The following is a 14,813-nucleotide window of genomic DNA, read 5'->3' on the forward strand; positions in this document are numbered from 1 at the left end:
AAGGGGCCGATTTCTCAGTATTACTATTGAGAAATTGGCCTTTTTTATTGAATCAGCCACTTGACGAAAGAAATAAACTGTTATATATTAAATAAAAATAACATAGACTGTTATAAAACAGTTTGAATCAGGGAGGAATTCTAATGTCAAAGTATCGTGTTGGTTATGATTTTTATTGTGAAATGTGTGAGCGTTATGGATTGGAGCCAATTTCATTCCGCTATTATGTATTACAGTTATCACAGCAGCAACTTTCAGCTTATAATATGCAAGCAAAACAATTAGGTATTTAATAGTTATCGTTAATAAAGGATGTGGTTATGACGGAAGCCGATGTGAATATTTTATGAAAAGCCCAGCCATACTAACTAAAATGGACTGGGCTTTCGTATATTTAAAAGAAATATCAGATAATTCGTTGACATAATAAACAATCTGTTATATATTATTAAAAAATATTAACACTGTTATATAACAAAAAGGAGGGATGTATATGTCACATTATAAAGCTGGATATCAATTTTATTTAGAGAAATGCGAACAATTTGATTTAGAACCGATTAATTTCTATTATTATGTCAATCAATTATCGCAAGAACAATTAGAGTATTATAACGAAGCTGCACAAATGAAAGGAAGTTATTAGAATGACAGATTATCGTGAAGGCTATGAATTTTATCGACAAGTATGTGAGACACACGATCTAGAGCCAATAAATTTTCACTATTATATTTTAAACTTATCTCATGAGCAACTAAATGCTTACAATGAACGAGCCAAATCATTGGGAGGTCCAATAGAATATGAAGTCTCTTAACTTATAAAATGCCTTACTGCCGTATTGACAGTAAGGCATTTTATGTGCAAATCATAAATTAAGAAATTGCAAAACATCGAAAAATTACAGAAAATTCATAAATATAGGCTAAATATAATACATAGAATAGGTTTAATATTTGGGTTGAATTAACTGCTTTTCTCAGATTATAATAGAACTACAAAACTATGTACCTCACTTTAATATAAATCAAAAGTACCAAACCCTTCTTATTTTAATGAACGGAGAATGAAAATTATGAATATCACGCCTAGTAATATCAATCAAGTTACCTACAGTCTAAAAGAAAAACAAGATATCTTTTCAGCAATGAATAGTTCAATCATCGTAGCGATTACAGATCGAACCGGGAAAATCACGTTTGTTAATGATCATTTTTGCAAAATTTCTAAATATACTCGTGAAGAATTATTAGCGCAGGATCACCGATTACTCAATTCAGGATTCCATCCAAAATCTTTCTATAGAGAGATGTGGAAAACTATAGGTAAGGGTGCAACGTGGAATGGCGAAGTATGCAATCGCGCAAAGGACGGCGGTCTTTATTGGGTGAAGACAACGATCTTTCCTTTTCTTGATGACTTTGGTAAACCGTATCAATATATTGCTATAGGGGTCGATATTACTGCACAAAAGGATATAAAAAAGGTTACCCATATTGCTTTTCACGATGAATTAACAGGGCTACCCAATCGTCGTAAATTAGACCAACGTTTAGAATATGAATTCCATCAATCTCGATGCACTGGCGAAAAGTTTGCGTTATTTTTCATTGATGTAAATCGTTTTAAAAACATAAACGATGGACTTGGCTATATCATCGGGGATATGTTCTTAGTGGAAATGGCGAATCTTTTACGCAACGTTGATTTTACATCCAATTCTATTTACCGCCATAACAGTGATGAATTTGTTATTATACTAAACGATGTTGACCGTATTGAGGAAAAGGCCAAGGAAATAATCGACATCTTTAATGAAAGTTTAATTGTAGATACACATGAATTCTATGCAAGCATTAGTATGGGGATTAGTATTTTCCCAGATCATGCAAACTCCATAGAGGTATTATTTAAGAATGCCTATATAGCCATGAATGCTGCGAAATCTTCACGTGGTAATCAATATCACTTATACCGTCAGAATATGGATGAAATCAATGATAAATGGCTCTTACTTGAAACAAAATTACATCAAGCGTTAAAAAAAGATAGTTTTGAGTTACATTATCAGCCAAAAATCAATTTAAAAACGAATAAAATGACTGGCATGGAGGCATTACTTCGCTGGTATGATCCTGAACTAGGCCATATGTCACCAGATCGTTTTATTCCATTTGCTGAGGAATGTGGGCTTATAAATGACATAGGTGTATGGGTATTAAGAAAAGCATCTGCCCAGGCACGTACTTGGAATGCGATACATAATTCAAATTTACGAGTAGCTGTAAACATTTCTCCGATTCATATTAGTACATCAGGATTTGTCGATATGGTACAAGAAGTGATTGCAGAAACAAAAATTAATCCGCACTTTTTAGAAATTGAAATTACAGAAATGAGTATGCTGGACTATACGGAAGACTTGCTCAATACAATTAACCAATTAAGAGCACTTGGTATTACAATTTCAATAGATGATTTCGGAACTGGCTATTCGTCGCTAAATTATTTAAAGACATTCCCGGTCGATGTCTTAAAAATAGATCGTGCATTTGTCCGAGATATTGTGCCTGAAAAATCAGGAATTGCCATGATTTCAGCCATGATTTCTCTAGCGCATGCCTTAAATCTTCAAGTAGTAGCTGAAGGGGTCGAAGAAGAAGCAGAATTAAACGTGCTGCGTGAGTATGGCTGTGAATTCGTCCAAGGCTATTACTTCAGTAAGCCATTACCCGTAGAGGATTTTACTCAGTTGATTGTAGATAGTTGTATGTAGGTAGTACGGAGGATCTTGTCTTTAGTTTTGGACAAGATCCTCTAAGTGTTCATAGATTATTAAGATAAAATAACAAACATATTTATTAAGCAAAATTTTACAGTTGTTGAATAGTTTATGTCCCAATGAAAATTTAGGATTTCTTTCTCCCTAATTCGTCTTTCTAGTGTCTGGCCAAAACAAAGAAACAGGCATGTGAAACCTGTGAATAATAGAGATTTTGTTTGAAATTTAAGATTGATTAACATTCTGCTTCTGAAAGTAAGTTTTGAATGAGCGTAAAAATCGTGTTATTCTTGTTCAAGAGAGATTCCTCATTTCGTAATTGTTTGTGTCGTAACTAACATTTTACACTGAGAATCTCTCTTTTGTTCATTTTTTATTGGAGGAAATTAGATAATCAACACGCGTGATAAAATAACTGATTCAATAATATTTATAGATTTTAAATAGTCAATTTTGACATGGATGATTTTTTTGTCATAGTCACTAATTAGAAATCAACCAGATTTGTTTATGTTGTAATTTTATTTTATGATTAATATAAAAATAAGAAAGAGATATACTATGCAAGAAACTTTTTTTCAATTATTAGAACAGGCTGGTCTGTTTGCAGTCTTTTTAAGTTTATTCATTAATATATTAGTGAGCATTATAGGTATATTACCAAGTGTATTTATTACAGCAGGAAACCTAACAATTTTTGGTCTATATAATGGCTTAATCGTTTCTATTATTGGTGAGGGGTTAGGCGCATTCATTAGCTTTATTTTATATCGAAAAGGGTTAAAGAAATGGAGACATACAGATACCCAACATCCTGTTATTTTAAAATTAAAGCAGCTTGAGGGATTTAATGCATTTTGGGTTATTTTATGCTTAAGAATTCTCCCATTTACTCCATCTGGTGTTATAACGTTAGGAAGTGCATTTTCAAAAGTTTCACTTGGTATATTTACAGTTGCTAGTACGTTAGGGAAAATCCCTTCACTTATTATTGAAGCAGGCGCAATATATGGTTTTATGCAAATTGATTCTAAGTGGAAATATGTAAGCATTGTTGTTATCTTGATTCTCTTTCTATTATGGAAGTTAAAAAATAAGTCTTCATGATGAAGTAAGCATTCGAAGGGAGCATTATTCCAGTCATGAGTATTTTGTGGCTCATCACCCTAACTTTGGTGATAAACCACTTTGTGGAATAACTCTAAGATTAGCAATAAAATAGAACGCTATTTTTCTTTCACTGGATCCACTTGCTATCGCGAATACAGAAAATGTCAATTAAAATGAGTGTCAAATTGCAGATGTATTTGACACTCATTTTTTATTGTTGTGGAACCCTTTTTTGTTAATTAAGAATGCTTTGAAATATTTATGAATTAGTTAAAAGCAATTCTGTTTACAAGCAATAGAAATAATTTTCTGATATTTCCCGAAAAATAATTGATATTATTTAACAGTTTTGCTAAAGTTATATGAAATATCAATCGATGATGTGGCCAAGTAAGTAAGAAATGTGAAACAGAAAATATAGCAATTGCTGAGAGCTATATCACCACTTCTTATCTGAAACCTACCACGGAGATGTTATGCAAACATAACCGAGTCGTTTTCGTTACAAAACGTTAGAGGGTTTTAAGATTTTTCTTAAAACTAAATTCAAGGTGGTACCACGTTTATTTGGCACAAAGACGTCCTTATTTGGAGGACAGCTTTGTGCTTTTTATTTTTTCAGTATGTAAAGTTACAGAAATGGAGGAGAGAATATGACAACACAACAAAATGATTTTTCAAAATGGTACATTGAAACAATCCAAAAGGCCGATTTAATGGATTATACACCGGTCCGTGGCTGTATCGCATTTAAACCAGACGGCTATGAAATTTGGGAACATATTCAGGAAGAAATGGATCGTCGTTTTAAAGAGACAGGTCACCGCAACGCTTATTTCCCTATGTTAATTCCTGAATCCTTCTTCCAAAAAGAAAAGGATCATATCGAAGGTTTCTCACCTGAGCTTCCTTGGGTCACGGAGGCAGCTGGCGAGAAATTAGAAGAACGTTTAGCCCTTCGTCCGACATCTGAAACGATGATTGGACACCTTTATTCAAATTGGATCAAAAGTTACCGTGATTTACCTGTCTTGATTAATCAATGGGCAAATGTCTTTCGTTGGGAGAAAAAAACACTTCCGTTCATTCGAACATCTGAATTTTTGTGGCAAGAGGGCCATACAGCGCATGTTGATGAAGAAGATGCGCGTCAAGAAACAATGCAAATGTTAACTATCTATAAGGAAGTTGTAGAGGAGTTGCTGGCAATCCCAGTCTATGATGGACAAAAAACACCTTCAGAGCGTTTTGCAGGGGCTGTAGATACTTATTCTATCGAAGCAATGATGAAAAATGGGAAGGCCGTACAAGCCGGTACCTCTCATTATTTAGGGACAAAATTTGCTGAAGCCTTTGATATAAAATATTTAAATAAAGCCAATCAGCATGAATATGTACACACAACATCTTGGGGGACTTCCACACGTTTAATAGGTTCAGTAATTATGGTTCACGGTGATGAGCAGGGGCTTATTTTACCGCCACGAATCGCACCAACCCAAGTTGTCTTAATACCTGTAGGTCCATGGAAAAAGACCCCTGAAATTATGGAGAAACTAGATGACATTTATGCAGTCCTTAAGAGGAAGGGAATTCGAGTACGTCTTGATGACACCGACCAATCACCAGGCTTCAAATTTAATGAATGGGAGTTAAAAGGTGTACCGGTTCGAATTGAATTAGGACCTCGTGACTTAGAAAACAATCAAGCCATGTTAAAAGCACGCGATGAAGATGAGAAACAAGCAATTGATCTTAACAACATTGTTTCTGCAATTGAAGAAGAACTAACAACGATGCAAACTCGTTTATTTGACAAAGCGCGCCAATTCCGTGATGCAAATGCTCATACACATATTGATACGCTACCTCAATTACAGCAGCATATTAATACTTCCAAGGAAAATGGATCTATTTCAGGCTGGGTGCTTGCTGGATGGTGTGGAAATGATGCGTGCGAAGAAAAAGTGAAAGAAGAGACTAAGTATACTTCTCGTAATATACCGTTTCATCCACCAACTACTAAAACAACGTGTATTTGCTGTGGAAATGAAGCGAAACATACAGTTTGGTTTGCTCAGGCATATTAAGGTCAAATTTGCTCACACGCAAGTACTCAGCTTTTGTAATATCTTCATATTTCCAATCCATATACAGATTATCTGTGACGGCTGTTATTTTTTCTAAATCTTGTTGTTTAGTCTTGTAAAATTGTTCTAATTGTTTAGATTTCGTCTGAACGATAGACTGTTTATTATTCCTTAATGACGGTGGTCATATCAGTAGGGACATTCTTTCAATTTTGTTTTTGTTTGTTTACGACTCGTTTTCCCCTGCATTTCCATCTGGAAATGCAGGGTGTGTTTTTATCTTGATTCTACAATGTTTTTTCTGTGTTTTCAAAAAAATACTTGTATGCTAAAATAAAAACAGAACATATATTCTTTTTTTTCGCGGAGGGTGAAAACAATGAGTTATGATTTAATGGTCTTTGATAAAGAGCAAGCTCCAAACAATAAAGAAACATTTTTGCAATGGTATGATGAACAAACAAAATGGGCTGAACCACATGATTACGCAACAATAAGAGTTACAACACCAGCATTACAAAAATGGTATCAGGATATGGTGGAACAATTCCCCAATATGAATCTGGTGGATGAGGAATTATTGGATGAGGATGAAGATGACGAGTTAGAGATTCGTTTGACTGAATATAGTATTGGTTATGCCGTGATTTACACAGCTTTTGCCTGGTCTGTAGCGGATGAAGCATATAGTACGATGAAGGAGCTTGCCAAAAAGCATGGAGTCGGTTTTTTTAATGTGAGTGGTGAGGGGGAGATTTTCTAAATCTTTAAATCGTATGTCGAGAGGTGGATAAGAAATGACAGAAAATCTTATTGCGCAATGGCAAGAGCAAAGAAAGACATTTGATGCAAAGAATGACAAAGCAATTAACGCCATGCATACGCTAAGGGAGCAAGTTCAAAAAGCGGAGCGAACAGAGGTAAATTTGCGCATGCTCGTCGAAATTTTCTGCATGTTGAAAATGTATGACGAGGCATACAAAATTTTTACATCCGTCATGGATTTACGTAATAAAAAAGATCAGAAAAAATACGGCGCGATTAAATATTGGATTGACAATCCACAAACTGTAAAGCCACTATTGCCACGTGTCATTCAGGAGCAAGCGGAGATGAAAATACCATTACCAACATTTAAATATATGCCGAATCCAATACAAGCGAATATTTTTAAAACGGGTGAATTAGTTGTTTGCGACTGCTGTGCGCAAGAAGTGGACATTTATTGTACTATAGGCATTTATGCAATTGAAGAGGTGGAATATCTTTGTCCAAGCTGTATTCATAGTGGGCTTGCTGCACAAAAATTTGACGGTCAATTTCAGCAAGATTTATTAAATGCCGAGCTTGTGAAGAATGATGACTATACAGATGAAGTGTTGCATCGAACACCTGGCTATATTAGTTGGCAAGGAAATGACTGGGTAGCCCATTGCACGGATTATTGCGCATTTATTGGTTATGTTGGCTGGCAAGAGCTAGTGGAGATGGGCATTACGGAGGAGTTTGAACATTTTAATGGTCATACCAAAGATGAGCTAGCCGCTACTTTGCGTAATAATGGTTCGCATCAAGGTTATTTATTTCAATGCTTAGAATGTCAGCAATACATTCTGTATTCCGACTTTGATTAAATCTAGGTTACATAGGTGAAGTATGGGGAAGTTGACCATGGCTCTGGAGAAAATCTACCAGAGTTACTAACTAGTTAGTGTGGAGAAATGACCAAGAAACAATAGATGAATTTCATGGAGACTATTTGTTTCATTTTAGCGAAATTCACTTGTTTTATAGATTGGAAGAAGTCTTTTTCAAGCATCTGGATAGTCGGTAAGGCATCGATTTCATCCTTGCGATAATCCTCGTCAATTGGCTGTTCAAGACGAACTAGTGTAATAACTCTATGTAAAAGAATGGTGAGTAAAAGTACATTGACTTCTTTTTGGTACAAGCTTAATTGATGGATTTTGAAATGTAATACAAGGATAGTCGTGGTTTTGGTGCAAAAATTAGGTACTTGTAGTTTGATAATTAAGAAATCACGATTGTCCTTTTTTTGTGAAGTGAAGATAAATACTGACAAAATAATAATTACGTAACTTTATATCCAAACAATCGAATGGGGGAAATGAATTTGTCACAGTATATAGAACAGTTTTTGGCGGATGTGTGGCAACAGTTAGAGCGCTTTTATCAGCAGGAAAACGAGCGAATTAGTAAAACGAAGGACTGGAGCCGGCTCCATATAGGGGTTACGGATTTTGTAAAGGTTAAATGGACATCAGAAAAATTGAATAAATTACAATGGGGAACCCCTCATTATGGAACGATTTCGATTTATACATACGAGCCATTTAGTTGGCGTGATGATGCTTATAAAGTAGCAGCGGGCGATTACATGCAAGAAATAACAGACATCAACCAAATAGAAGAATTATTTTCCGCTTTATGTGCCAAAATGGATGCGGTTTTCCAATCCGATGAATATCATGCGAGGCTTTTTGATTATCGCCTTCAACTTATATTGGAATTTGAGCATGAGGGGCGTGCGATTTGCTATCAAAAAGAGCTACTAAATAACGACAAATTCACATTAGCGAAACAAACGTTAGCTACTTTTATTGAAACAAAAGTGATGGCTGATTTACCTGTATATCCTGCTAAGAAAGATGGATTTTTCTTTGCTCGTTTCCTAGTCAATCCTCATTTTTTCCATCAGCACGTAGCTGATATCGAACCATTAATGCAAAAGTTATTGGAGAAGTATAGCGGGAATGAAGAACGCTTAAAACAGTGGATATATGATTATACATTGGCATTTAAAGCTTGGGCAGAGGAGTATATTTTATCGGTTTATTTTGAGGAAACAGGAGAATATGCAACGAAATGGATACTAAACTCAGAGGCTAGACCTAAACAGAAGGAGCTAGAGTTCTTCGTTTATATTGCCTTACAAATCGGATCTAAAGAACCTGATACACGTATGCAATATCTTGAATTGGCGCAGCAACTTGGGTCACAAGAGGCGGAGGATTATTTACAAAATGGCAGTAATCATTTTGAACATAGTAGGAAAAGTGCGTGCTTTCAAGGAACAGCCAATGATATTCGAAAAATCATTTCAATTCACATCATTGTTGAGGAAGAAGAAGCCTATCGTGAAGCGTTGCAATACATCATCGATTTGTTACAAGCGGGCTTTATCAAAAGCTATAGCTTACAGTTAGAGAGTCAGGAAGAAAATTATTTACCGATTCAAGGCCTTGCGAAAACTGAGCTGCATCAATTTTTTGCAAATTGCCTTGCGTATCCAAACCTGTTCCCATTGATTGCCGACTATGCAAAAGTGGCAATGGAGGAATATGCATGGTATGAGGACGTGGAGCCTAGCGAGCTATCCGCTATGCCTGGGACATATGCTGTATTTGGTTTAGGGCTTTTTAGCGATGCTTATTTTCCCCTTGTGCAAAGCTATATGTCACTTGTTGATTCAGAGCACCAGCTTGTACAAAATAACTATGCAGAAGCTTTTCTTAACATGCACGCACTATCAGTAGAACGGATGCCTGTACTGATTGACATTTTACTTAGCGCAAATGAGGGGGAGCTCGAGCAGTTAAAAGGAATTCACGTTGATGAACTGGAATTGCTAGCTGAATTGATACATCAACTGGAGAACAAAGAAGATTACCAACGTAGCTATGTGTTATATCAAATTTTTGGTAGTATGGAGGATCTAGCACAGCGCATTAAAAAAGAATCAGCGCCAATCCAAGAAATGCTAGAAAAATTACTAGGTTGGATGGAAGATTATTAATGGGTTAGCTTTCCTTAGTACTTTAAAAGGCAGGACATCTCTGTAGAGTAGGAAGTGCAATGTTGAGGAGATGCTAGCAAAATGTCATTTTTAGCATCGAGAGTAAAAGAGCTGCAAGATAGTTAAAATCGCAGTTGCTTTTGCTAAAAAATCAAATTTTTTCACGACCTTCGAGTTGGTGAAAAATCAAGAAAGAGGAGGATTCTATTGTTAGATATTAATCATACTACTGCTTGGATCGAGTTGTTGTCCACTTATGAAGTTAATCCGAAATATGGCAATCCTGATGTAATTGATCAGTACCTGGATCAGCGGGATGCCGATCCGTTTGATTCACAATGGATTGCTGCACATGGCGACCTGACAGCTATCATTGACAGTATATTGGTGGCGGATCGAAAGGAGATAGAGATGCTTCAGGATCGCGCCAGTAAACAAATTTACGAAACAATCATTGGACAGACTAGTCACTCTGATCTAGCCGCCTATGCATCCGATGATGTAAGGCTGATTGTTGGCTTCCTTGTGACGGGCCGAGTTAACAGTTTTGTTCTTGAAATGAAGGAAAGTTACGAACGCGGCGATTTACCCAATGTTGAAGAGAGTCCTTTTTCATGAGAAAAACCGTACCTGCTGATGTTTTAATCCGCTGTCGCACAGTGATACCCGGCAATCTAGGCATAGTTTGTTGCTTGATTTAGAAAAAGAATGTGTGCTTGTCAGTGATGGTTGGGGTGTAGCGTTTGCTGCATGGCGACTATGGGCTTTTACCTGAGGATGGACGCGAAATGGTATCTTCTATCTGTTAGAAAAGGAGCCTCAATCCGATTTCAATGTGATGGTCTTATGCCGGATAGTTGGCTTCGGTTAGGATGCGTTCAGAATAATGAGAAAAGCGTAAAACATGATTAGGTCAGTTAATTAACAAGGAGACTACTACAATGACAAATGATACTTTACAATTATCCCAGAAATGGCGAGATGAGGGGTTACGTTATGCAAGTGAGATTAATGCCTACGTGCGCAGAGGATTAGAAAGCAACTGGGAGACACCTGGAGAGGAGCCATCTGAAGATTCACGAAGACAATTAGCTTCGCAAGTGTATAAATTTATTAAAGAAGCGAATAGAACAAAGGAACTAGAAACGCTCCGTGAACAGTTTCCAGCTGCTTCTTGGCCTTTTCAGGAAACGCACGGCCAACTAATGCGAGCTGTTTATCCAATTGCGCTTCTACGTGATGGTGCATTCCTTGTTGCAGCGCAAAATGAAGATTTATCACGCACTGTCTATGTGATGGATAAACAGGAAGCAAACCGTATCGAGCATGTACAAGCGGCAAGTTGTTCTGCGGATGGGCGCGACATTGCTTTGATGGATGACCAAGGAGTTCGTATCGTACGCGAGCCTGATCGAGAGTTGAACGGTGCTCTGCTGGCTACATACACATGGGCGACAATCATCGACCAATTGCGCGAAAAATACCCCAACATTGAGACCTTACAGCCAGAAAGCTATCGAAGCGCAGATGTCATTCCATTCGCTGATGGCACGAAGTTGTTGATGGTGTCGCATGACGGCATCTATTTGATTGAGGAAACAGGTGCCCTCTTGTTACACCCGACAGTGGAAAATATACGGGAGTGGGCAAGGGAAGATGATGACTTGACAGCAAGTTTAGCGATGCCACATGGAACTGTTTCGCGAAGCGGCAGATGGCTGGCTTATGGAAGTCAAGACAGCGAGCATATGTTGCTGGATATGGAAAAGTATGTTACCCACTCGTTTGAACCGATGTCGAGTTATCCGCATTACAGCTTGTTCAGTGCCAATGATGAGCATGTTTTGTTCAATGCATGTCATTTTTACAATGGATGTACGCTAGGTATTTCACTCCATGATCTAGAACAGTACAATAATCAAGAACCCCCTTCAATAGATAATAGTATGCGTGTATATGCCGGTGTTGCAGTGCAAGGGGGCAACATTATGGGTGACGCATATGGTTATTTACGAATGATTGATTTGGAGGGGAATGAACTTTGGCGTTACTTCGTATCTGGGACAATTAGTGGTATGGCATTAAACTCTGAGAAGACAATATTGCTTGTCGGTACATACAATGGAACGCTACATGTACTTGATTTGACTAGTACAGAGCCAAGTCCGTATGAGATTAGCACAAGCTCAATACGTGAATCGTACCGCTGGATCTTCTGGGATCATCAACAACCACTGTACTGGTAGTTTTATAGGCAAAATCGACGAAACGATAAGGTTTTTTTATCAACATCATATGTAAATGGATATTGAAGACACGCATTAAGGAACGTGAATGGTAGTGTGTCATGTTTAAAATAACTGTTACGATCTACGCAATACTCTATATTATAAAGGCTTTTATAGAGGGATTTTTTACTAATTAGAAACTCAAGATAAAGGGGAATGGACTATGCAAGATATTCGACCAACATCACGCTGGCGCAATGCTAAAAGAGAAGAAGAGGAAGAATTTACTGCTGGATTGATTGAGAAAGATGACTGTATTTACGCGGAATTGTTTCCAGATAGTTTTATTCATCAGACAGAAATGGTGCTAGAGCAGTATGCAGCATCCATTGCGAAACTACCAAATCACCCAGATAGCTATCCTGCAATTATGAAATCTATTGAAACGGCGGTACTTGCCCTAAATGAGATTAATGAGGTGGGTGGAGGCGGATTAATTGAAACTGAAGAACGAGAGGAGCTTTGCGACTATTTTGACCAAGTGCTGATTCATTGTGGACTTGATGTTGATGACCTTGCTAAAAGCCAGAATCTGGGGCGTTATGAGTTAACAGATGATTGGCGTGAGTGGTAATTAAAGAGAAGTGTATGTTTTGCTTGAATTGACGAGTGCAGTATGGGGAAATCTGACAGAACCAAAGGGCTCTGGAGAGAATGTGCCAGCGTTATTACAGGAATTGAAGCAAGCATACGACCAAGAAACAGTTGATGCGCTTTTTGAAGACTATTTGTTCATCAAAATACCATTTCGGAGCAGATATTTAGTGTATTTGCTGTGGAAATGAAGCGAAACATACAGTTTGGTTTGCTCAGGCATACTACTATCCAAACACCCTCTTACCAATCGAATAAGAGGGTGTTTAACATTTCAAAGTGTTTGACCATTATCAATTGTAAAAACTTGTCCTGTCACTGATTTTTGAGTCAATTGAAATAGTATAGCCTCTGCAATATCATCTGGTGTTGAAATTCTTTTCAGTGGTAAGTTACCTGCAAGTTGATACATTTTATCTTCATTACCAGACCACCATCTCGTTTCAATTGCACCAGGAGATATACAATTTACTCTAATAGAAGGCGCTAATGCAATAGCTAACGATCTAGTCATTGTGTGAATGGCAGATTTTGTTGCTGCATAGGGGATTGATGAGCCTATTCCGGTCATTCCCGCTACGCTCCCCATATTTACAATCACACCCGATTGTTGCTTCTTCATATAAGGAACAACAGCTTTTACGCAATGAAACATTCCTTTCACATTTACACTGAAAAGGGAATCCCATATTTCATCTGTTACAGCATCTAAATCATCTAAAGCTATTTGAGCAGTAATACTCGCATTATTTATTAATGCATCAATCGTCCCGAAAGTTTCTGCAATATAGGATACTAAATCATTCACCTCTTTTGCATTCGCCACATTTGCTTTATAAGCGACAGCAGTTCCTCCTAGCTGTGTAATTTCATTTACAACTTCGAAAGCTTCTTTTTCAGAACGGCTATAATTAATGACAACTTTTGCACCTGCAGCTGCTAACTTTACAGCTGTTGCTCTTCCAACACCAGTGCCGCCACCCGTTATTAAAATTACTTTATCTTTTAATTCCATGCTAAAACATCCTTACTTTATTTGGATTTTTAATATGTTTCTAGCTCATCACTATGACGTGTGGTTGATCTCCGTTCCAACCGTACGCTTTCCTAGGGGCGTCCGATAAGCAGTTTCGCTGCAAGGTCTCGGGCTAACAAATGATGTCTCCCACAACTTTTGGTGATGAATCATGTTTCTATTATATTTTTATGAATATGAAGTGTATAATACTGAATAATGAAGAAGGTATCATTTTAAATGATATCAATGAGAGGAATATAATTCTTGGAAAGTCATGATTTGTGGATTTTTAAACATGTTGCAGAACTACAGTCAGTATCAAAAGCTGCTGAAAAATTGGGTTATGTACAACCTAATGTTAGTCAGCGTATTAAAGCGTTGGAAGAAGAACTGGGGGTAAGATTATTTAAGCGTAATAATAGAGGAGTAACATTAACGGAGGAGGGAGAAGTCTTACTAGAGTATACAATTCAAATAATGCTTTTAATGGATGAAGCCAAGTCATTAGTTAATCCTAAAAAATGGAGAGAATCTCTAGCAATAGGTGCTTCTCAAACGATTTCTGCAGTTAAAATACCACAATTATTTTCTTCTTTTTTGAGTGAACAAACAAATATTGATGTAAAAGTAAAAACGAATGATCAGGAAAAGTTACAAGACATGCTTACTTTTGGAGAGCTCGATGGTGTTTTTATAAAGGGTCCATGTAATCACGCACGGTTTGAAACCGTTTATAGCTATTTTGAGAAGCTCGCACTTATTTCACCTAAAAATAAAGATTGTGAAAAGCAACATCGTCAAACTTTAATTGTAAATAGTGATAAAAATTGCCTATATAGAAATAAAACATTGGATCTTTTCAAAGAGAATCAATCCATACTAGAGTTTGATTCACTAGAATCTATTCTTCAAGCAGTTCACGATGGACTTGGGATCAGTATAATACCTGCAGACGTCGCAAATAGTCGAAAAAAATCAATTCAATATAAGGAGCTTTCTGAAACAATCAAGATAGACTTCATTATCAAACATAGAAAACAGCAATCGCAAAGTCTAAAGAAATTTATTGATTTTTTACAGAGGATATAACTTCTACTATACAGCGAGTTATTG

At 36.8% G+C, this 14,813-nt stretch carries 15 protein-coding genes and 1 other annotated feature; of the genes, 14 read left to right on the forward strand and 1 reads right to left on the reverse strand.

The annotated features are described in order from the left end of the window. Nucleotides 1–143: 143 nt before the first annotated feature. From BFJ97_RS08610 to BFJ97_RS08670, 13 genes are all read left to right on the forward strand, one after another. On the forward strand, nucleotides 144–293 hold the full coding sequence (locus tag BFJ97_RS08610) for a transcriptional regulator (protein WP_068984235.1): 150 nt from the start codon (nucleotides 144–146) through the stop codon (nucleotides 291–293). 200 nt (nucleotides 294–493) lie between these two features. Then, nucleotides 494–646, forward strand: coding sequence for a transcriptional regulator (locus BFJ97_RS08615; protein WP_068984236.1), 153 nt, complete (start codon nucleotides 494–496; stop codon nucleotides 644–646). 1 nt (nucleotide 647) lies between these two features. Continuing rightward, nucleotides 648–818 carry a transcriptional regulator gene (locus BFJ97_RS08620; protein ID WP_068984237.1) on the forward strand — a complete coding sequence of 57 codons (171 nt, stop codon included), beginning with the start codon at nucleotides 648–650 and terminating at the stop codon, nucleotides 816–818. A gap of 258 nt (nucleotides 819–1,076) precedes the next feature. Continuing rightward, complete coding sequence (locus tag BFJ97_RS08625) at nucleotides 1,077–2,777, forward strand: sensor domain-containing protein (RefSeq protein ID WP_254660140.1); 1,701 nt, start codon at nucleotides 1,077–1,079, stop codon at nucleotides 2,775–2,777. Between the two features lie 567 nt (nucleotides 2,778–3,344). Beyond that, entirely contained in the window at nucleotides 3,345–3,890 is a 546-nt protein-coding gene (locus BFJ97_RS08630; protein WP_068984238.1) for a TVP38/TMEM64 family protein, read from the forward strand. 371 nt (nucleotides 3,891–4,261) lie between these two features. Then, nucleotides 4,262–4,482, forward strand: a binding site (T-box leader). 64 nt (nucleotides 4,483–4,546) lie between these two features. Further along, entirely contained in the window at nucleotides 4,547–5,983 is a 1,437-nt protein-coding gene (proS, locus tag BFJ97_RS08635) for a proline--tRNA ligase (protein WP_068984239.1), read from the forward strand. A gap of 379 nt (nucleotides 5,984–6,362) precedes the next feature. Then, the gene (locus BFJ97_RS08640) at nucleotides 6,363–6,746 is read left to right on the forward strand and encodes a hypothetical protein (RefSeq protein WP_068984240.1); all 384 of its coding nucleotides are present in this window, start codon (nucleotides 6,363–6,365) and stop codon (nucleotides 6,744–6,746) included. A gap of 34 nt (nucleotides 6,747–6,780) precedes the next feature. Further along, nucleotides 6,781–7,617 carry a CbrC family protein gene (locus tag BFJ97_RS08645; protein WP_068984241.1) on the forward strand — a complete coding sequence of 279 codons (837 nt, stop codon included), beginning with the start codon at nucleotides 6,781–6,783 and terminating at the stop codon, nucleotides 7,615–7,617. A 500-nt stretch (nucleotides 7,618–8,117) separates the two neighbouring features. Beyond that, on the forward strand, nucleotides 8,118–9,800 hold the full coding sequence (locus BFJ97_RS08650) for a DUF6138 family protein (protein ID WP_068984242.1): 1,683 nt from the start codon (nucleotides 8,118–8,120) through the stop codon (nucleotides 9,798–9,800). Between the two features lie 207 nt (nucleotides 9,801–10,007). Next, a complete protein-coding gene (locus tag BFJ97_RS08655; protein WP_068984243.1) occupies nucleotides 10,008–10,418 on the forward strand; it encodes a hypothetical protein in 411 nt (136 codons plus the stop codon). Nucleotides 10,419–10,741: 323 nt separating this feature from the next. Beyond that, complete coding sequence (locus tag BFJ97_RS08660) at nucleotides 10,742–12,046, forward strand: PQQ-binding-like beta-propeller repeat protein (protein WP_068984244.1); 1,305 nt, start codon at nucleotides 10,742–10,744, stop codon at nucleotides 12,044–12,046. A gap of 205 nt (nucleotides 12,047–12,251) precedes the next feature. Further along, nucleotides 12,252–12,662, forward strand: a complete 411-nt coding sequence (locus tag BFJ97_RS08665) for a hypothetical protein (protein ID WP_068984245.1) — start codon at nucleotides 12,252–12,254, stop codon at nucleotides 12,660–12,662. A 19-nt stretch (nucleotides 12,663–12,681) separates the two neighbouring features. After that, nucleotides 12,682–12,873, forward strand: a complete 192-nt coding sequence (locus BFJ97_RS08670; protein WP_068984246.1) for a hypothetical protein — start codon at nucleotides 12,682–12,684, stop codon at nucleotides 12,871–12,873. An 83-nt stretch (nucleotides 12,874–12,956) separates the two neighbouring features. Here BFJ97_RS08670 and BFJ97_RS08675 read toward each other — a convergent pair whose 3' ends face one another. Then, nucleotides 12,957–13,697, reverse strand: coding sequence for an SDR family NAD(P)-dependent oxidoreductase (locus BFJ97_RS08675; RefSeq protein ID WP_068984247.1), 741 nt, complete (start codon nucleotides 13,695–13,697; stop codon nucleotides 12,957–12,959). Between the two features lie 267 nt (nucleotides 13,698–13,964). On the opposite strand from BFJ97_RS08675, the gene BFJ97_RS08680 reads away from it, so the two are divergent. Then, nucleotides 13,965–14,789 carry a LysR family transcriptional regulator gene (locus BFJ97_RS08680; protein WP_068984248.1) on the forward strand — a complete coding sequence of 275 codons (825 nt, stop codon included), beginning with the start codon at nucleotides 13,965–13,967 and terminating at the stop codon, nucleotides 14,787–14,789. Nucleotides 14,790–14,813 lie beyond the last annotated feature (24 nt).

Origin of the sequence: Lysinibacillus xylanilyticus (genome assembly GCF_001708185.1) — a bacterium.
GTDB lineage: Bacteria > Bacillota > Bacilli > Bacillales_A > Planococcaceae > Lysinibacillus > Lysinibacillus xylanilyticus_A.

Excerpts from the sequence above, each read along its gene's own strand:
- BFJ97_RS08665 (WP_068984245.1), top strand. The coding sequence starts at position 12,252 with ATGCAAGATATTCGACCAACATCACGCTGGCGCAATGCTAAAAGAGAA.
- BFJ97_RS08620 (WP_068984237.1), top strand. The coding sequence starts at position 648 with ATGACAGATTATCGTGAAGGCTATGAATTTTATCGACAAGTATGTGAG.
- BFJ97_RS08625 (WP_254660140.1), top strand. The coding sequence starts at position 1,077 with ATGAATATCACGCCTAGTAATATCAATCAAGTTACCTACAGTCTAAAA.
- BFJ97_RS08660 (WP_068984244.1), top strand. The coding sequence starts at position 10,742 with ATGACAAATGATACTTTACAATTATCCCAGAAATGGCGAGATGAGGGG.
- proS (WP_068984239.1), top strand. The coding sequence starts at position 4,547 with ATGACAACACAACAAAATGATTTTTCAAAATGGTACATTGAAACAATC.
- BFJ97_RS08610 (WP_068984235.1), top strand. The coding sequence starts at position 144 with ATGTCAAAGTATCGTGTTGGTTATGATTTTTATTGTGAAATGTGTGAG.
- BFJ97_RS08645 (WP_068984241.1), top strand. The coding sequence starts at position 6,781 with ATGACAGAAAATCTTATTGCGCAATGGCAAGAGCAAAGAAAGACATTT.
- BFJ97_RS08615 (WP_068984236.1), top strand. The coding sequence starts at position 494 with ATGTCACATTATAAAGCTGGATATCAATTTTATTTAGAGAAATGCGAA.
- BFJ97_RS08640 (WP_068984240.1), top strand. The coding sequence starts at position 6,363 with ATGAGTTATGATTTAATGGTCTTTGATAAAGAGCAAGCTCCAAACAAT.
- BFJ97_RS08675 (WP_068984247.1), bottom strand. The coding sequence starts at position 13,697 with ATGGAATTAAAAGATAAAGTAATTTTAATAACGGGTGGCGGCACTGGT.
- BFJ97_RS08630 (WP_068984238.1), top strand. The coding sequence starts at position 3,345 with ATGCAAGAAACTTTTTTTCAATTATTAGAACAGGCTGGTCTGTTTGCA.